Consider the following 18,183-nt stretch of genomic DNA (forward strand, 5'->3'; position numbering starts at 1 on the left):
AGGTACTCTTTAGTTAAGACTAAGAGAATTAACCTTATAGGCAAAATTTTGTTTGGCAAACGAAATAACAAGCAGGCTTAAGAACCTAAAAAGTTACAAACTTTTCAATTTGCTCGTTAACAAATTTCAACGTACGCTCTTCAAACAACTCGCCTTCGGCATTTATCTCCTTGCGTATAAATGGAATGTGTATACGCAACGGCAACACATGCATATGCAGGTAGCTGCAAACACCTGCAAAATGTTCAACTCCGCGTATGTTACCATAAGTGCCTGAGGAATGCCCTACAAGCGCGGCTTTTTTATCATAAAAGCTATCCGGAAAATCACAGGCATCAATAAAGGCCTTTAACACGCCCGGAAAGCTGCCGTTGTATTCGGGAATAACAAACAAAAACTTTTGTGAGGCATTAATGAGCTTTCGTATCGGACCAAATTCGGCGCTGCATTTGCCGTACATATCAGTTTGGATGAAGTTTGGCGGCAAATTTTCTAACGACAAAAGCTCAACTTCCAAACCCTTTTTTATAAGCTGCCTTTGATAATATTTGGCTAATTTTAAAGTTGAACTTCCAGGACGGTTAGTAGCAGCAACAACGGTAATCATTAAAAAAGTGTTTATAAGTTAACGCAACACCATCGACTGCCGAATTGTTTAATTTCGTATCTTTAGCCCCCGGTTTAAAGCAAAGCGAAAGTATAAATTTTTAGCTTTACTTTTGATTATCCGGCAAAGGCTGTTTTCTTAATATCTGAGGTAATAAAATGAGTAAAATAATAGCTTTAGCTAATCAAAAAGGTGGCGTTGGCAAAACCACATCGTCTATAAACCTGGCTGCAAGTTTAGCCGTTTTAGAGTATAAAACGCTACTGGTTGATGCCGATCCGCAGGCTAACTCAACATCGGGTATAGGCTTTGATCCACGCACTATAAAAACCAGCATATACGAGTGTATCATTAACCAGGTTGAGGCCAAAGACGCCATCCAGAAAACCGATACACCCAACCTCGACCTGTTGCCTGCTCATATTGATTTGGTAGGTGCCGAGATTGAAATGATTAACCTTACCGACCGCGAGTATAAAATGAAAGCCATTTTAGACCAGGTTCGCGATCAGTATGATTTCATCATTATTGACTGCTCACCATCGTTAGGCTTAATTACCATCAATGCACTTACCGCGGCCGATTCGGTAATTATTCCAGTACAGTGTGAGTATTTTGCATTGGAAGGTTTAGGAAAGTTATTGAATACAATTAAAATTGTTCAAAACAGGCTAAATCCCGAGTTAGATATTGAAGGCATTTTGCTTACCATGTATGATGTTAGGCTGCGCCTGTCAAACCAGGTTGTTGAAGAAGTACGTACACACTTTGAAGATCTTGTTTTTGATACCATTATACAGCGCAACACCCGTTTAAGCGAGGCTCCAAGCTTTGGTGTTTCGGTAATTATGCACGATGCAACCTGTAAAGGCGCAGTAAACTATTTAAACCTGGCACGCGAAATTATACGCAAAAACGGTTTAGGACAAACAGCAGGTAAAGCTACACCTGCAGCAGTTTAAGTTTTATAAATGAGTTTAGATAAAAAGAAGGCATTAGGAAAAGGGCTGAGTGCCCTGCTCAATGATTCGGACAGTGTAAAAGCCCAAAGCAATTACCAGCGCGAAACAGGGAGCACAAATAACTCGAACGCAGGTAATGCCCTGGGTTCGGTTAATGAAATACGTATTGCCGAAATAGAGATAAATCCGTTTCAACCCCGTACTGATTTTGACGAGCAGGCGCTTATTGAACTTGCCGAATCAATTAAATTACAGGGGTTAATACAGCCTATAACAGTTAGGAGGGTAAATTCTCACTCCTATCAATTAATATCGGGCGAGCGCCGTTTACGTGCGTCAAAACGTGCCGGCTTAAACACTATTCCGGCCTATGTGCGCACCGCCAACGATCAGCAGATGCTGGAGATGGCGCTTATAGAAAACATTCAGCGTGAAAACTTAAACGCAATGGAAGTTGCCTTAAGCTTTCAGCGTATGATTGATGAATGCAGCCTGAAACAGGAAGAGCTTGGCGAACGCGTAAGTAAAAACCGCAGTACAGTTACTAATTATTTACGCTTGTTGAAGCTGCCACCCAGCATACAGGCATCTATTCGTGATGGGGATATCAGTATGGGTCATGCCCGTGCGTTAATCAACATTACCGATCCGGTTAAACAAGTACACCTGCACCAGCAAATATTGCAGCAGGGCCTGTCGGTTCGTAAGGTTGAAGAGATGGTACGTGCACTGCAAAACGGCCCTGAGAAAAAAGAAAGCAATAAACCTGCACCTGTTCCGTTTCAGTTACAAAAAATCCAGGACGATCTGGCATCAAAGTTCAGCAGCAAGGTAAAACTTAAGGTAGGCAACAAAGGCTCGGGCAGCATTGAAATACCCTTTTTATCGCAGGAAGACTTAGGCCGTATACTCGAGATGCTGGATTGGTAAAACCATCACATGAACAGGCTTATCATAATAATTATTGGCTTAATCCTTTTTTCGGCTACAGCTTACGCGCAAAAGCCCGATACTGTAAGGCTGCGCGATGAAATTGAACGTCGGCAACGTGTGCGCGACTCTGTTGCAGGTAAGCGTGTTATAACCGATGTAATTACCAAAAAAAATAAAAAGCTTTACCGGCCCGATAGCACGCATAGCCCCTCGCTTGCTTTTAAACGCTCTGCGTTTGTACCCGGTTGGGGTCAACTTTATAACCGTAAATGGTGGAAGCTTCCCTTGGTGTATGGTGGTTTAGGCGGACTTGCTGGAATATACATATGGAACCGCGGTAATTACAAAGACTTTTTACGTGTATATCAATTAAAAAGAGCCGGTGCAAACCAACCCGATGAAAGTGACCCGCAAAGTGTTAAGGACCTTTTTGCACGCGCAGCGGGTATATCACAAACTACTATTGAAAATAATGTAAATTACCACGAACGTAATATGCAGTTATGTATTTTAGGCTTTGTTGGTTTTTGGGGCATACAAATGATTGATGCTTACATTGATGCCAAATTCATCCACTCCTATACCATGGATCGCGATTTGAGCTTTAAAATAACCCCCGGCATTGAAACAGGCCCGTTGTATGCTTCAGGTAACTTACCTTCTATTACTCCCGTTTTAAAATTGAGCCTTACGTTTTAGGCACTTCAAACGTCTTATGATTCGGAAATCCGGCATACATAAGCAGCACTAATATTTCTTCGGTTATGCGGGTTTTAAAAGTTACCTTTACCGTTAAATAACTGTAATTTATTCGTTTTAACTAAATTGCTCCATGAAAATTGCGCTCTTCGGATACGGCAAAATGGGTAAAATCATTGAAAAGATAGCTACCGACCGCCGTCACGAAATTGTACTGATAATTGATAAAGACAACCTGCACGAGGCCACAGTTGAAAACCTTCAAAAGGCTGATGTTGCCATAGAGTTTAGCACACCTGCTACCGCTATCCAAAACATGAATCTTTGCTTTGAGGCCGGTGTACCACTGGTGGTGGGCACAACAGGTTGGTATGAAAACCTTGATGAGATTAAAGAAAAGTGCATTGCCGGTAACAATACGCTAATGTATGGCTCTAACTACAGTGTTGGCGTTAACATCTTTTTTCATGTAAACCGCATGCTGGCAAAAATTATGAACAACTATCCTTACTACGAAGTACAGGTAGAAGAAATTCATCATACGCAAAAGCTTGATTCGCCCAGCGGTACCGCTATAACGATAGCCGAGGGAGTGCTGGAAAACTTTGATGCAAAAAACGAGTGGAAGAACGTATTGGTAACTGACACTGGTGAGGCGGCTGATGATGCGCTTACCAATAGTCAATTGCTGATTGAGTCGCACCGGATTGAGAATGTACCGGGTACACATACCGTAATGTATGACTCTGAAGTTGATAGTATTGAATTTAAACATACAGCCCATAACCGTAATGGCTTTGCCTTAGGTGCTGTAATAGCAGCAGAATGGCTGAAAGATAAAAAAGGATTTTACGCTGTAACAGATATGTTTACCTTTAACGCCTGATACGGCCTAAATTATTGATTATAAAATATGAACTGGAAATTCTGGGAGAAGAAGAACAAGGAAGATCAGCCTAAAAAGAAAAAAAGTGCAGCACGCGAATGGACGGATGCCATTATTTTTGCAGTGGTTGCAGCTACGCTTATACGTACATTATTCATTGAAGCTTACACCATTCCAACCGAATCAATGGAACGCTCACTACTTGTGGGTGATTTTTTGTTCGTAAGCAAGGTAAATTATGGCGCCCGCACCCCAATGACGCCTATCGCTTTCCCTTTTGCGCATCATACTATGCCAATCATAGGCACCAAGGCTTATTGGGATGGCGTGAAATTGCCTTACTATAGATTACCGGGCTTAAGTGATATTAAAAAAGGTGATGTTGTTGTATTTAACTACCCAATGGAAGCCGACAGCCCGTTTTACCGGCCGGTTGATAAGCGTGAAAACTACATTAAACGTTGCCAGGGAACACCCGGCGATACGCTTTCAATAGTTGACGCACAGGTATTTGTTAATGGCAAGGCTAACCCTAACCCACCCGAAGGGCAAATTAATTACGAATTGCAAACCAACGGTACAGAAATTAACCCTAAAATTTGGGAAGAGCTAAATGTAACCATATCTGATTACAGCCCTTATCCTACCATGACAAAAGCATCTGCAGATGCTTTAAAGAAGATGGGTAATTTCACCATGGTTAAACCGCATATATCGCCAAAGGATTCTGTTAGCCTGATGGAAGAACCTGTGTTTCCTAAAGACAAGCATTACGAGAAGTGGAACCAGGATAATTACGGCCCGATCATAGTACCTAAAAAAGGATGGACTGTAAAACTTGACAGCTTAAATCTTCCATTTTATAAACGTGCTATTACAGTTTACGAAGGCAACAAGCTTGAAGTAAATGGCAACGACATTTTAATTAACGGTGCTAAAGCTGGCAGCTATACCTTTAAAATGAATTACTACTGGATGATGGGCGATAACAGACACAACTCTTTGGACTCGCGCTTTTGGGGCTTTGTACCTGAAGACCATGTAGTAGGCAAGGCTTTGTTTGTATGGATGAGCTGGGACAGCAACGCCAGCTTCCTGAACAAAATAAGGTGGAGCCGCCTGTTTATGGGCATTCATTAAAAAGCAAAACCCGGTTTAAGCCGGGTTTCATTTTGTTATCATTTATCGTCTTTACTTATACGTCAAACTTCAGTTTAACATGTAATGATAAAGAAAGAAGCCGCCTTGAACACAGTATCAAGGCGGCTTCTTTTTGTTACTTACTTATATCTTTAATTACTGCGGAGCATAGCGCCACCGCCCATGCCTCCACCCATGTCATCAAGGTTTCCTCCACCATTGTCCTGGTCTTGGTTTCTTTTTCGTTTTTGCTCTGAACCATTGCTGCCAAACCTGTACGATATAGTGAAGGATATGGTACGGAATGAAAAACGACGATAAGACTCAGATGTGTAAGGAACATTCACTGTTGTGTTGTTGATGATTGATCCGAACCTGCGGGTATTAAATATATCGCGCACATTTCCGCTTATGTTTAAAGCCTTGGTAATGTCGTAACGCACGCCACCATCAAAGCCATATAACGCTTTGCTGTACCCCTGTGCAATTACTTGTTTGCCCTGGTAATCGCCGCGCAATTGTATGCCTAACTTTTTAATTGGCTTAATGTTAGCTGTAAGGTTACCGTTAAAAGCGTAGCCTGAGCTTGACGGAACAAACAATGCCGGATCGCCCTTGATGTCACGATAATATACGTTTACGTTACCTGTTAAATCAAACTTTGATGATGCAGTTAGCTTGGCAATTAATTCATAACCTGCGTTTGCTGCACTGTTAATATTTGCAAACTGTGTAATGGTTCGTACCGAATCGAGCGGTAAACGCACCTGCTGTATGTTTTCGTTGGTGTAACGATAGTATAGTGATGAGGTAAGCGTAAGCGCATTCCAGTAGTTGATGTAGCTTAACTCAAATGCATGCGTATCTTCAGGGCGCAAGCTTGGGTTACCCTGTTGGTAGTTCAGCGGGTCGCTACGATCTAAAAACGGGTTTAACTGCCTGTCGCGTGGCCTGCTTACACGGCGGGTATAGCTTAATTGCAAAGTTTGATTCTCAGTAAGCTTGTCGCTCAGAAACACACTTGGATACGGACGGAAATAATCCTGCTTGAATTCCTGTGTGCTACCTGCCAAACGGCTGCGAATATGCGCATCTTCTAAACGCACACCAACCTGTACACCAAACCTTCCAAACTGACGCTGATAGTTAGTGTAAACAGCATGCACCTGCTCGTTATAAAGTAAGTTGTTTGAACGGGTTGCGTCATATACAAACTGGTCTTGGGTACCGTCAATCAAAGCAAACGCCCTGAAATCATTATCATTACGGTTAAAAGTACTGCGATAACCCGCCTCTAATTTACTGTCTTTGGTTAGCGGCGTGGTATAATCTGCCTGCAGGTTCCAGTTGCGCTGGCGTCCCCTTGTAAAGTTATTTTGCCTGAAGAGACTATCACTTAAGGCTGGTACGTAAAAGTTGTAACTGGTAAGCAACTGCTCATCACCATCTTCTTTTTGCGATGAGTAACCTACGTTGGCTGTAAGCTCCTGGCCGGGCTTCTTATATTTATGGCTAAAGTCGGCGTTCAGGTCAAAATTGGTACCCGAGTTTGACGAAACGTTATTTTGATTTAAACGCTGTGTTAAAGCGCTATTACGGGTTATACCGGTTCCGCCATTTTGAAAGCGATCACGGTCGCGTATATTGATATTATCAGATAATGTTAAAACACTTTTTGAGTCAAGATTGATATCAATACCAGTACGGATGTTATGAGAATTAAACTTGAAGGTTTGATCTGATTCCTGGTTTTGGAATATTGCTGTATCAGTACCAGGGTAGGTAATTCTGTTGGTATAACCATTGCCAATACGGTTGGCTTTACGGTAGCTGTAATTTCCAAAGATGTTTACCGCTGATGTTTGGTAGGCCAGGTTTAAACTTGCGTTACGTTGCTTTTGATTACCTATGGTACCGGCTACTGAGCCATTGAAACCAAGCTGTGCGTTACGCTTTAAAATAATGTTGATGATACCTGATTGCCCTTCAGCATCATATTTTGATGACGGATTGGTAATTACCTCAATATTTTCAATGGCGCTTGCAGGTATAGATTGTAGTATATCACTCACACTGCCGCCCGATATTGCCGATGGCTTGCCATTTACCAACACACGCACATTGTTTGAACCACGTAATGCTACATTACCTTCAACATCAACCTGTACCGATGGCACGTTGGTTAATAAATCAGTTGCCGAGCCACCCTGGCTAACTAAACTCTGGTCAACACTAAATACCTTTTTATCGGTGCTGAGCTTAATCTGGCTGCGTTGTCCGGTTACCACCACTTCTTTAAGCACTCCTTTGGCTGGCTTAATTTTAATTGCTGCCAGTTGAATTACTCTTTTAGCCGGTGTAATCTGTACGTTTTCCTGCGTAAAGGTAAGGTAACCTAAAAAAGTTGCTTTGAATGTATAGGTGCCATCTTTTAAGCCGTCAATTTTGAAATTTCCGCTTAAATCTGTTTGTATACCTTTTGTTGTATTATCGGCTTTGTTGGTTATGCTAACACTTGCAAACTCAAGTGGCTGGTTGGTGTTGGCATCAACCAGTTTGCCGCTTACCGAACCGCCGGTTTGGGCCAGTACGTTAAGCGTGAGTAAAGTAAATAAAAATAAAAGTGTTCGTTTTATAACCGGAAAATTCATCCGGCAAAAATCCCCTTTTTAAATTTACCCCAATAGTAAGCCTTGTAACTTTATTGCTAATTAACCATGTAGTTGAGGTAATTTTTTTATTACCAAATAAGCATGCTTGAACTTAGGTTAGCCTTTCTTAACTATAGCTGCCAGGTCTTTCACTTTAGGCTCTTTATCAAAGGTTTTTAAAAGCTTACCATTACGGTTGTAAATGGCAACGTAAGGCGTCATTTTAACCCCGTAGTAATTTAATATGTCATATGAGCCCTGCTCGGTGCCAACAGTTACATTTGGATAAGCCGAAAGACCAAAATCGCGGTGAAAACCTTTCACCATCTTATACATGGCATCGGTAATTAGCACTATTTGCACTTTCGAAAAATCCTGCTTCATACGCTCCTTCATGTCATACATCAACTGCTGGCAATGGCCACAGTCTGGCATGAAATAAATGATCATTACCGGCATTGCTTTTTTAAGGTTGGCCTGCGTGCGGTATGTACTATCAGGAGCTAAAATTTTATACTTAGGAATATTTTGAATCTTAGCATTATTTTGAGCCTGCGTACATCCAACGGCCACAATAAAGCTTAATAGTAAAAGTATTCTTTTCATCGTGTGTAACATTGTACTATAATTCCAGCAGTTCAAGTTGCCATGCCACATGCTCATCTGTTATTGGGTAAACAGCGCCATTGGCTAACGTTTGGTAAACGGCTTCGAACAAATTTAAATAATTACCTTCAAGTGATGGTATTTTTTCAAGGGTCTTTTCCGTACCAATACCCATTATGGTTAATATACCTTCGCTACCTTCAGGCTCAACGCCATAATTATGGTCAGTTGGTTTTATGGCTTTATCAAGCTGCGCTTCCTGTACATCTACCCTGTCCTTAACATAACTTCCAGCTGTGCCATGCACGATAAAAGAGGGCATAGGGTGTGCAATTAAAAGCCCCGATGTTACATTTACTACCAGTTGGTGAGGGTAAGTAAGTTGATAAGAAAAATAATCAACAACCTCTGAACCCTCGCGGTGCGTTGCAGTAACTTTATTGGCAGTAATGGGTTTGCCAAACAAACTTATAATCTGGTCTAACAAATGCGGCCCAAGATCATAAATCAAGCCATTAGCCGGTGTTTGTGCGGTTTCTTTGAACAGCTTAGGACTTAATACTGGTCTGTACCTGTCAAAGCGGAAATTAACTTCGATCAACTCCCCTAACCGGCCGCTTTCAATTATGTCTTTAACAGACAGGAAATCACTGTCCCACCTGCGGTTTTGGTAAACCAGTACGTGCAAACCTTTTTGCTTTGCAATATCAAACAATTCAAACAGTTGCGCTGAGGTTGCCGTTACAGGCTTTTCTACCAAAACGCTTTTCCCGGCAAGCAGAGCTTGCCTGGCGTGTTCGTAATGCAAATAATTTGGCGTATTAACTATAATCAGTTCAATTTCGTTATCTGCAAGTATTGCTTCAATACTATCGTAACTAATTACATCGGGGTAAAACTGGTTAACGTTTTTATTGGTACGTTCAACAACAGCCTTAAAATTGAACCCTTGATGCGCATGTACAAACGGTGCATGAAATATACGCCCCGACATGCCAAAAGATAAAATACCGGTAACAATAGGTGATGACATATTGCAAGTATACAGCTTTGTTAAGGGAGTTTAAAAACGAGTGCAAAAACATTGCAGCAGCAGGTAAATTGATTAGCAATACTCTTTATTGCACACAACTTTAAGCCCACACAGTCACCCATCATTTAATAGGAATATATCTCCAACCAACTTACTAACTGCAATCCAACTCAACAAAAAAGGGAAGGCTTTTACAGCGCTTCCCTTTCATTTGTTGATAACAACAAAAAACTATTTAACACCTTTTTCAATGGTTTCGATAGCCTGAAGATGGCTTTTCAAGGCTGGTAATGATTGAGTTGCAAATGATTTTAAATCAGCATCTTTCAAATCTTTTGAACCACCTTCAAATAAATCAACCGCTTTTTTGTGGTCTTTTACCATCACGTCAACGTAAGCTTTATCAAAGTCGGCACCTGATTTTGCTTGTAAATCGGCCATTGTTTTTTGCTCATCAGCACCTACTGTAGTTGGCAGGGTAATGTTTTTAGCCTTAGCTAATGCCATTAATTTCTCATTTACACCGGTATGATCTTTTACCATCATATCTGCAAATTCTTTTACTTTTGCATTAGTTGCTTTGGTTAAAGCCAGTTTTGACAATTCAACTTCGGCCATACCTGCATTAGCTGCAGAAACAGCAAACTCAGCATCATCATTTACTACAGCAATACCACCGGTTTCAACTGCGTTGCTTGATGTGTCTTTGGTATAATTTGCACTGTCTGCATTAGCAGCGCTATCATTGTTTGATCCGGCTCCGCCGCATGATTGGAATGCCAGGGCGGCCAGCGCCAGCATTGCTATTGAACATACTTTTTTCATAACGTAGATATTTTCTTAATTGTTGATTAATGCAAACAACAACAATGACGCATTTGGGTTTTAAATAACTTCGGAAACTTAAAGGCTTTTACTATTTTTGGGCACCAACAAAAAACGATATGAATTTTCCGGCAGAATTAAAATACACTAAAGACCACGAGTGGATTAAGGTTGAAGGCAATGAAGCCTACATAGGCATTACGGAGTTTGCCCAGCGCGAACTTGGCGACATTGTTTACATTGACATAAACACTGTTGGACAAGAAGTTGCGAAAGAAGAAGTATTTGGCACGGTTGAAGCAGTTAAAACTGTTTCAGACCTTTTTATGCCGGTTACTGCAACCGTTTTAGAAATCAATGATAAACTTGATGCACAGCCCGAGCTGGTAAACAGCGATCCATACGGCGATGGCTGGATGGTAAAAATAAGCCTTAATGATGTTGCAGAAGTTGAAGCACTGCTTTCGGCCGACGACTACAAAGGTTTGGTAGGCGCTTAATTAATGAAGTTGCTTTTTAAATATTATAAGCTCACCCTAGGGTGGGCTTTATTTATTTTGGTGATATGCAACATGCCTATGGGCGAAATAGGGAACTCGCCCAGGTTTTTTGCAGGTTTTGATAAATTGGTGCATTGCGGCCTGTTTTTTGTTTTTGACATATTAATTGTTCATGCAATTATACAACAGCGCCGTAACCTTACCTGGCTCAACGCCGTAAAAGCACTTACAATTAGTATAGCCTACGGAGCTTTGATTGAGCTTTTACAGCTTTATGTGTTTACCTGGCGTAGCGGCGATTGGAATGATTTGTTTGCTGATGCCGTTGGGGCAGGCATGGCAACGTTTGGCAGCATACTAACGGTAACTCTGGTAAGTAATGAAAAAATTTAAGTTTATAGCTGTGTTCGCCCTGTTTGTATCAATGACATCATGTGCTGTACTAAAAAAAGATTGTGGCTGCCCTCATTTTGGCAAACTACACACCGGCCACTCTGTAAATAATAAGGCTTAAAACTTTTAAACCTGTTTTATAAGCCACATATGTAAATCACCTTTTTATCGTTTGTAATGTAAACGGGCTACTCTTATTTGGATTTGTTTTAAATAAGGAGTATGTTTGCACATACATTTATGAAGAAGCTTTCGGAACTTGAAGTAGGTAAAAAGGGTGTAATCAAAGAATTTACCGATTTAGAAATGTCGGTTAAGTTGATGGAAATGGGCTGCCTTCCGGGTGAAGAGATTAAACTGGAACGCATAGCTCCACTAGGCGACCCAATTGCCGTTGCCGTTTCCGGCTACATGCTCAGCCTGCGCAAACAGGAAGCTTCAACCATTATTTTACAGTAGTTATTGCATTGAAGGCTGAGATAAGAGTTGCACTTGTTGGAAACCCCAATACCGGTAAATCAACCCTGTTTAACCTATTAACCGGACTAAACCAAAAAATTGGAAACTTTCCGGGTATAACGGTTGATAAAAAAACCGGCTTTAGCAGCCTGCCCGACGGCCGACGCGCCGAAATAATTGACCTGCCGGGCACTTATAGCCTATACCCTAAAAGCCGTGATGAATCTATAGTATTTTCTGTACTTGCCGATAAGGTTCACGAAACTCCCGATCTTATAGTTGTTATTGTTGATGCCTCTAACCTGAAAAGGAATTTACTCCTGTACACACAGGTTGCCGATCTTAAAATTCCGGTAATAGTTGCATTGAATATGATGGATATGGCCAAAAAAGATGGCATAACCATTAATATTGACAGCCTCTCAAAAAAATTAGGTGTTCCTGTAATTCCTATATCAGCCCGCCGTAACGAGGGTATTGATAAATTAAAAGAGGCCATATCATACGCTAATAAATTTGCACTTCAACAGCAAAGCATTGATGTTAAGACTATTGCACCCCAACTGGTTGATGCCATTGCAGAGGAGATGCAACTGGAAAACCCTTATTACGCGTTACAACTTGCTCACCAACATGAGCATTTAACCTTTTTAACTCCCGAGCAGAGCAGCCGTATTGAGGAATTGGAAGGCATTCATCAGTTTCATTCACAACAGGCGCAGGCGGCCGAGACTATAGCACGCTACAACTTTATTAACGATTTGCTTTATGATACGGTTAAAACTGAGCAAACAGCGCAGGAAGAGACGCTAAGCAACCGTATAGATAAAGTTTTAACACACCGTGTTTTTGGCTTTGTGATATTCTTCGGCATATTGATGTTTATATTCCAGGCTATTTTTGCGTGGTCATCATACCCTATGGATCTCATTGAGTCCCTATTCATATGGATGCAGGAGGGTGTACACAAAATAATGCCGGCTGGTCCACTAACCGATTTACTTGCCGACGGCGTTGTAGCCGGCTTAAGCGGAGTATTAGTATTTATACCACAAATTGCCATATTATTTGCCTTTATAGCTATTTTAGAAGATACCGGCTATATGGCCCGTGTTACCTTCATGATGGATAAGGTGATGCGCAAGGTGGGACTAAATGGCAAATCAGTAGTTCCTTTAATTGGCGGCTTTGCTTGTGCTGTACCATCAATAATGAGTACGCGCACCATTGAAAACTGGAAAGACCGTATGATTACCATTATGGTAACACCGTTGGTTGCCTGTTCGGCGCGCTTACCTGTTTATACACTACTTATTGCCCTGGTGGTACCAAACCGCAATGTTTGGTGGATATTTAATTTACAGGGGCTGGCCTTAACGGGCATGTATGTACTCAGCCTTGTTTCGGCTGTTGTGGTAGCCTGGGTTATGAAGCACATACTTAAAGCCCGCGAGCGCGGCTACTTTATAATGGAGCTACCGGTATACCGTATGCCGCGGTGGAACAACGTTTTGCTTACCATGTATGACCGTGCTAAAACCTTCGTAATTGAAGCAGGCAAGGTAATCATAGCAGTATCAATCATATTGTGGGTACTGGCATCTTACGGTCCGGGCGATAACTTTAACCAAATTGAAAAGAAATATAGCCAGCCACAGTATGGGCAAAAAATGAAGCCAACAGAAAGGGAGCACGCTATAGCATCAGAAAAACTGGAAAGCTCGTACGCCGGTTACCTGGGGCATGTGATTGAACCGGTAATAAAGCCACTTGGCTTTGACTGGAAAATAGGCATTGCCATTATCACCTCCTTTGCGGCACGCGAAGTATTTGTGGGAACTATGGCCACCATTTACAGTGTTGACGGCGACCCTGAAGAGATACAATCTGTTAAAGACAAACTGGGTACAGCCCGTAATGCCGAAACCGGCCAGCTAACCTTTACTCTTGCCGTATCATTCTCGTTAATGATGTTTTATGCTTTTGCTATGCAATGTGCCAGTACCGTGGCCACCGTATATCGCGAAACTAAAAGCTGGCACTGGCCCGTTATACAATTTGTATACATGACAGCTTTGGCCTATACAGCGAGCTTTATTACCTACCAATTATTGAAATAAAACTTTGCGTTATTTATATTTAATTGAGGAATTGAATTGGATAAGGTTAAAGTTTTAGAAAAGTATTTACCTGCCGGAGCTGCACCGTTGGTAGCGCGCTGGATTGATTACTTTAAATGCGAATTTAAAATATCACGTAACCGTAATAGCAAATTTGGTGATTACCGCCCGCCGTTTCAGGGTAAAGGGCATCGCATATCGGTTAATCATAATTTAAACCCTTATGCATTTTTAGTTACTACAGTGCATGAGTTTGCACACTTGCATACCTGGAATCAGCATAAAAACCTCATTAAACCCCATGGCAATGAATGGAAAGCAAACTTTAAAAAGATGATGCAGCCATTTTTTGAACAGCAGGTATTTCCACCCGATGTTACCTTTGCAATAACGGCTTACTTAAATAACCCGGCCGCATCCAGTTGTTCTGACCTTAATTTGTATCGTACGTTAAGGAAATATGATAACAATGCCACAGCAGTAACCACTGTAGAAAAAATCCCATTAAAAGCCGTTTTCAAGATCAAGGACGGCAGGATATTTCGTAAAGAAGAGCAACTTCGTAAACGTTTCAGATGCACAGAGATAAGTACTAAACGCATTTACCTGTTCAGCCCTGTAGCCGAGGTAGAACTGGTTGATGTAGCTTAAAACATTCGTTCATCTAATTCATCCAATTGAACATCAAGTGCATTCGTATCAAAAAGAGGCTTTAGTACATAAATAAGCTGTACCAACCCGCTGCTGTAGGTAATTGAATCTTTTAAAAGCAGTTCAACACGATTTTTTAAATTCTCAAATAAAGGCTTGCCACTACCCAAAATTACAGGGTGTACCGACAGTTGCATTTCGCTTATCCAGCGTTTATCCAAAAAGTACTTTACTGCTTCTGCGCCGCCATATAACCAAATGTTACCTCCCTCACCATTAATTACCGACTGCACTTTAGTATCTATATCTGTACTACCAATAAGTTCCACATTGGGATGCGTCGCAGATTTTATCGTATCAGAAAAAACATAAATTTTCTTTATACCCGGAAAGTATTCGTCCTCTTTGCCTGCAAACAACTCGTAGCTTTTACGGCCAACAAAAATAGCATCAGTTTGTGCAGCAAAATCACTTAACCCGTAATCCTGATCGGTAAAACACCAGTCATACTCACCCTCGGGCCCCTCTATATAGCCATCAAGGCTTACAGCCAGGTTTAAAATTACTTTTCTCATTTATCTTTATCGGGTGATGCCTGTTCTTCTTTCCAGCGTTGTGCAAATGATTTTTCAGCTACTTCGGGCATTGCTCTGTATTTGCCCCACGATTTTTTGAAAAACGTACGCAGCATAAAGTTTTTTACCTTGCCTCCAAAAAAATCAGTAAGCTTGCGGCTCATCATCGCTTTTTTCCACGCCGCCCAGCCCCATTGTTCGGGCTTACTTACTACGCCTTCTTTAACTGCATCGCGACGGTTTAGCAGCAGCATTTTATGTATATCAATTTTAACCGGACAAACCTCTGTGCATCTGCCGCATAAGCTCGATGCGTAGCTTAAATGCTTAAACTCTTCCATACCGCGCATATGCGGCGTAATTACCGAACCTATGGGCCCACTGTACGTTGTACTGTAAGTATAGCCACCAACATTTTGATACACCGGACAGGCATTTAAGCATGCACCACAGCGAATACAGTACAAACCCTGACGCTGATCTTTTTGCGCCAACAAATCGGTGCGGCCATTATCAAGCAGGATAACGTACATCTCTTCGGGTCCATCCGTTTCGGTTGGTTGGCGCGGACCTGTTAAAATAGTGTTATAAACAGTAAGATTTTGACCTGTACCATGTGTAGCCAGCATAGGCCAAAACAAGTCAAGATCAGCTATTGAAGGTATAATTTTTTCGATACCAACTACGGCTATATGTACTTTCGGGAAAGTTGTAGTAAGACGTGTATTACCTTCATTTTCGCTTACAGCTATGCTACCGCTATCTGCTATAAGGAAATTCGCTCCTGTTATACCGGCATCAGCCTGCAGGTATTTTTCACGCAGTAATTCGCGGGCTTTAGCGGTAAGCTGCTCGGGAGTTGAATCTATAGGCGTACCAAATTTTTCATGAAACAGCTTTGCAATATCTTCTTTGGAGAGATGCATGGCGGGTGTTACAATATGATAAGGCTTTTGCCCCAGCAATTGTACAATGTACTCGCCTAAATCAGTTTCAAGAGATTCAATGTTATTTTCTTGAAGAAATTCATTTAAGTGAATTTCTTCGGTTGCCATAGTTTTTGACTTAACTATGCGCTTAGCTCCAATTCTTTGCAATATAGCCAATATTTCCTGCTGAGCCTCCTGCACATCATTAGCCCATATAACCTTACCTCCCCTACGCTGAAAATTAGCTTCAAATTCGGGCAGGAACTTATCAAGGTTTTCCATTACACGCCATTTTATAACGTGCGCTTTGCGCTTGGCCGCTTCCATATTAGCAAGCCGCGCTGTACCGCGTGCAACAGAGGTATGATAGCGCCCCATGTTGAAGTTTATAATGCGGCGATGATCGCGGTCAAAAACCTTCTCCTCCGAATCAGTCAAAAATTTGGCAGCAGTATCTCCCATAGAGGCGAAAATAGTATTTTTTTAATATTGATAGTAGCAGGGCCACGGTTCATCCCTTGTCAGTATTCCCTAATGGCCTTTAAACGTTAACAATAATGTGTACCGTATAAAATTAGGACTAAGCCTAACTACGCTACTAACAATTACAATAAGCAGCAAGTGTGTTTAACAAAAAAAGCGCCGTGAGGGTTTCCCCAACGGCGCTTATGTTTTCAACAAATATAATTTAGTTACGGTTGGCGGGCATGTCGTTAGTAACGTCCACTACCGGGCGTTCGTCACGGTTTGCCAATTCCCAGCCGGTGTAAAACACTAATTGGGTACGCTTAACCAACAACGGAAAATCAATTTTACTTACTTCATCACTCACACGGTGATAATCTTCATGTACACCGTCGAAGTAAAATACAATTGGCACATTGTGCTTAGCAAAATTATAGTGATCTGAACGGTAATAAATACGCTCAGGATCTTTAGGATCATTGTACTTATAATCTACAGCCAACTTGGTATAAGTATTATTAGCGTTCTCGCTTATTTTATGTAAGGTGGTGCTCAACTTGTCTGAACCGATTAAATAGCAGTAGTCAGGCGAATCTTTGTGAGCCGGGTCGCGGCGGCCAATCATATCAATGTTTAAATCGGTAATGGTGTTAGCCATTGGGAACACCGGGTTTTGCGAATAGTATTCAGAACCCAGCAAACCTTTTTCTTCGCCTACGTTACCTAAAAACAAAACGGTGCGGCGAGGACCTTTACCATCTTTTTTTGCTTTCATAAATGCAGTTGCAATTTCAAGTATACCAACGGTACCTGATCCATCATCATCAGCACCATTATTAATGCGATCACCAGGAGTGCCTTCGGGCTCCATGCCTATATGATCATAATGAGCTGAGAATACCAATACTTCCTCTTTCAACTTAGGGTCAGAACCCGGTATCATTGCTACAATATCAACAGCTTTGGCATCGGTTGTAGTAGTAGCATAAGCAGCCTCTACACTTGCTTTAACGGTTTGCACTGCAGGTGCAGCTTTTAATTGCTCGTAGTTTTTACCACTGGCTTTTAATAAATTGTCGGCAACGGTGTTGCTTACCATTAATATAGGAGCACGATCAGCAATCGGACGCGGTGTAGCCGACTTTAAAGTCATGCGACCGTTGTTGGCTATAATTGGGTTAACTTTACCTACGCCCAAAACTAACGCAGCTTTTTTTGCCATTAAGGCTACCGCCACACGGTTAAACGCACCACGCGCAGGCGCCTCGGCACCCGGCTTAGGCTCAGTAATTACCAGTACTGCTTTACCTTCTACGCTAATATCTTTTAATTCAGCTTCTGAACCGTAGCCTACAAAAACAACTTCCTGTACGTTAATGGTCTTTACACCTGAACCGCCTAATACCGAAAAATCTTTGCCTTGTGTAAGCTTAGCACCATTCACAGTCATTGAATTAACCGAGAAACTGGTTACAGATAAAGGCACATCTAAAAAGTATGAACCTTTGTTAGCTGGTAATAACCCTAATTTTTGGTATTCGCCGGCTAGGTACTTAGCTGCTCTGTCAGCTCCGGGTTTACCTGTTTCGCGGCCTTCCATTTCATCAGATGCTACAACAGTTAAATGCTTTTTCGCATTTTCAACGGTAATGTACTTGGCATACTTTACCGCAGTTGCATTTTGCTGGGCACATGCCCCCAGCGCTACAGCCAAGGCAGCGCCGCATAGTATAACTCTTTTCATTTGAG

At 41.6% G+C, this 18,183-nt stretch carries 18 protein-coding genes; 10 read left to right on the top strand and 8 right to left on the bottom strand.

The window, feature by feature from the left end; all coding sequences use genetic code 11:
- Positions 1–85: 85 nt before the first annotated feature.
- Positions 86–607 (bottom strand): NADPH-dependent FMN reductase, encoded by a 522-nt coding sequence (locus tag GO816_RS15240; RefSeq protein ID WP_157542803.1) that lies wholly within the window; start codon positions 605–607, stop codon positions 86–88.
- A gap of 158 nt (positions 608–765) precedes the next feature.
- On the opposite strand from GO816_RS15240, the gene GO816_RS15245 reads away from it, so the two are divergent.
- The 5 genes from GO816_RS15245 (at position 766) to lepB (ending at position 5,227) form a co-directional block, all read left to right on the top strand.
- Positions 766–1,569 carry a ParA family protein gene (locus GO816_RS15245; RefSeq protein ID WP_157542804.1) on the top strand — a complete coding sequence of 268 codons (804 nt, stop codon included), beginning with the start codon at positions 766–768 and terminating at the stop codon, positions 1,567–1,569.
- A 9-nt stretch (positions 1,570–1,578) separates the two neighbouring features.
- Positions 1,579–2,499, top strand: coding sequence for a ParB/RepB/Spo0J family partition protein (locus GO816_RS15250; protein ID WP_157542805.1), 921 nt, complete (start codon positions 1,579–1,581; stop codon positions 2,497–2,499).
- A 9-nt stretch (positions 2,500–2,508) separates the two neighbouring features.
- Entirely contained in the window at positions 2,509–3,201 is a 693-nt protein-coding gene (locus GO816_RS15255; RefSeq protein WP_157542806.1) for a DUF5683 domain-containing protein, read from the top strand.
- Between the two features lie 133 nt (positions 3,202–3,334).
- Positions 3,335–4,087: a 4-hydroxy-tetrahydrodipicolinate reductase gene (dapB, locus tag GO816_RS15260; protein ID WP_157542807.1), complete on the top strand. Its 753-nt coding sequence runs from the start codon at positions 3,335–3,337 to the stop codon at positions 4,085–4,087.
- 27 nt (positions 4,088–4,114) lie between these two features.
- Entirely contained in the window at positions 4,115–5,227 is a 1,113-nt protein-coding gene (gene lepB, locus GO816_RS15265) for a signal peptidase I (protein WP_157542808.1), read from the top strand.
- Positions 5,228–5,379: 152 nt separating this feature from the next.
- Here the strand turns inward: lepB and GO816_RS15270 are convergent, their stop codons facing one another.
- From GO816_RS15270 to GO816_RS15285, 4 genes are all read right to left on the bottom strand, one after another.
- Positions 5,380–7,878 (bottom strand): TonB-dependent receptor domain-containing protein, encoded by a 2,499-nt coding sequence (locus GO816_RS15270; RefSeq protein ID WP_157542809.1) that lies wholly within the window; start codon positions 7,876–7,878, stop codon positions 5,380–5,382.
- A gap of 117 nt (positions 7,879–7,995) precedes the next feature.
- Positions 7,996–8,484 (bottom strand): TlpA family protein disulfide reductase, encoded by a 489-nt coding sequence (locus GO816_RS15275; RefSeq protein ID WP_157542810.1) that lies wholly within the window; start codon positions 8,482–8,484, stop codon positions 7,996–7,998.
- 16 nt (positions 8,485–8,500) lie between these two features.
- Entirely contained in the window at positions 8,501–9,517 is a 1,017-nt protein-coding gene (locus tag GO816_RS15280) for a Gfo/Idh/MocA family oxidoreductase (protein WP_157542811.1), read from the bottom strand.
- Positions 9,518–9,748: 231 nt separating this feature from the next.
- Positions 9,749–10,342 carry a DUF4142 domain-containing protein gene (locus GO816_RS15285; protein ID WP_157542812.1) on the bottom strand — a complete coding sequence of 198 codons (594 nt, stop codon included), beginning with the start codon at positions 10,340–10,342 and terminating at the stop codon, positions 9,749–9,751.
- A gap of 119 nt (positions 10,343–10,461) precedes the next feature.
- On the opposite strand from GO816_RS15285, the gene gcvH reads away from it, so the two are divergent.
- The 5 genes from gcvH (at position 10,462) to GO816_RS15310 (ending at position 14,465) form a co-directional block, all read left to right on the top strand.
- Entirely contained in the window at positions 10,462–10,842 is a 381-nt protein-coding gene (gene gcvH / locus GO816_RS15290; protein ID WP_157542813.1) for a glycine cleavage system protein GcvH, read from the top strand.
- Positions 10,843–10,914: 72 nt separating this feature from the next.
- The gene (locus tag GO816_RS15295; RefSeq protein ID WP_198171533.1) at positions 10,915–11,235 is read left to right on the top strand and encodes a VanZ family protein; all 321 of its coding nucleotides are present in this window, start codon (positions 10,915–10,917) and stop codon (positions 11,233–11,235) included.
- A gap of 240 nt (positions 11,236–11,475) precedes the next feature.
- Positions 11,476–11,694: a FeoA family protein gene (locus GO816_RS15300; protein WP_157542815.1), complete on the top strand. Its 219-nt coding sequence runs from the start codon at positions 11,476–11,478 to the stop codon at positions 11,692–11,694.
- An 8-nt stretch (positions 11,695–11,702) separates the two neighbouring features.
- A complete protein-coding gene (gene feoB, locus GO816_RS15305; protein ID WP_157542816.1) occupies positions 11,703–13,814 on the top strand; it encodes a ferrous iron transport protein B in 2,112 nt (703 codons plus the stop codon).
- A gap of 36 nt (positions 13,815–13,850) precedes the next feature.
- Complete coding sequence (locus GO816_RS15310; protein WP_157542817.1) at positions 13,851–14,465, top strand: SprT-like domain-containing protein; 615 nt, start codon at positions 13,851–13,853, stop codon at positions 14,463–14,465.
- Here the strand turns inward: GO816_RS15310 and GO816_RS15315 are convergent.
- The 3 genes from GO816_RS15315 to GO816_RS15325 form a co-directional block, all read right to left on the bottom strand.
- Entirely contained in the window at positions 14,462–15,040 is a 579-nt protein-coding gene (locus tag GO816_RS15315; protein WP_157542818.1) for a dihydrofolate reductase family protein, read from the bottom strand. The two genes, GO816_RS15310 and GO816_RS15315, sit on opposite strands and share 4 nt — an antisense overlap.
- A complete protein-coding gene (locus GO816_RS15320) occupies positions 15,037–16,431 on the bottom strand; it encodes a LutB/LldF family L-lactate oxidation iron-sulfur protein (RefSeq protein ID WP_157542819.1) in 1,395 nt (464 codons plus the stop codon). The genes GO816_RS15315 and GO816_RS15320 overlap by 4 nt, the downstream gene beginning before the upstream one ends.
- A 226-nt stretch (positions 16,432–16,657) precedes the next feature.
- Complete coding sequence (locus tag GO816_RS15325) at positions 16,658–18,178, bottom strand: M28 family peptidase (protein ID WP_157542820.1); 1,521 nt, start codon at positions 18,176–18,178, stop codon at positions 16,658–16,660.
- Positions 18,179–18,183: the final 5 nt, after the last annotated feature.

Origin of the sequence: Mucilaginibacter aquatilis (genome assembly GCF_009755275.1) — a bacterium.
Classification (GTDB): Bacteria; Bacteroidota; Bacteroidia; order Sphingobacteriales; family Sphingobacteriaceae; genus Mucilaginibacter; species Mucilaginibacter aquatilis.

Coding starts and splice junctions, on each gene's coding strand:
- GO816_RS15270 (WP_157542809.1), bottom strand. CDS start 7,878: ATGAATTTTCCGGTTATAAAACGAACACTTTTATTTTTATTTACTTTA.
- lepB (WP_157542808.1), top strand. CDS start 4,115: ATGAACTGGAAATTCTGGGAGAAGAAGAACAAGGAAGATCAGCCTAAA.
- dapB (WP_157542807.1), top strand. CDS start 3,335: ATGAAAATTGCGCTCTTCGGATACGGCAAAATGGGTAAAATCATTGAA.
- GO816_RS15255 (WP_157542806.1), top strand. CDS start 2,509: ATGAACAGGCTTATCATAATAATTATTGGCTTAATCCTTTTTTCGGCT.
- GO816_RS15325 (WP_157542820.1), bottom strand. CDS start 18,178: ATGAAAAGAGTTATACTATGCGGCGCTGCCTTGGCTGTAGCGCTGGGG.
- GO816_RS15240 (WP_157542803.1), bottom strand. CDS start 607: ATGATTACCGTTGTTGCTGCTACTAACCGTCCTGGAAGTTCAACTTTA.
- GO816_RS15300 (WP_157542815.1), top strand. CDS start 11,476: ATGAAGAAGCTTTCGGAACTTGAAGTAGGTAAAAAGGGTGTAATCAAA.
- GO816_RS15245 (WP_157542804.1), top strand. CDS start 766: ATGAGTAAAATAATAGCTTTAGCTAATCAAAAAGGTGGCGTTGGCAAA.
- GO816_RS15285 (WP_157542812.1), bottom strand. CDS start 10,342: ATGAAAAAAGTATGTTCAATAGCAATGCTGGCGCTGGCCGCCCTGGCA.
- GO816_RS15315 (WP_157542818.1), bottom strand. CDS start 15,040: ATGAGAAAAGTAATTTTAAACCTGGCTGTAAGCCTTGATGGCTATATA.
- GO816_RS15320 (WP_157542819.1), bottom strand. CDS start 16,431: ATGGGAGATACTGCTGCCAAATTTTTGACTGATTCGGAGGAGAAGGTT.
- gcvH (WP_157542813.1), top strand. CDS start 10,462: ATGAATTTTCCGGCAGAATTAAAATACACTAAAGACCACGAGTGGATT.
- GO816_RS15275 (WP_157542810.1), bottom strand. CDS start 8,484: ATGAAAAGAATACTTTTACTATTAAGCTTTATTGTGGCCGTTGGATGT.
- GO816_RS15280 (WP_157542811.1), bottom strand. CDS start 9,517: ATGTCATCACCTATTGTTACCGGTATTTTATCTTTTGGCATGTCGGGG.
- GO816_RS15295 (WP_198171533.1), top strand. CDS start 10,915: ATGCCTATGGGCGAAATAGGGAACTCGCCCAGGTTTTTTGCAGGTTTT.
- GO816_RS15250 (WP_157542805.1), top strand. CDS start 1,579: ATGAGTTTAGATAAAAAGAAGGCATTAGGAAAAGGGCTGAGTGCCCTG.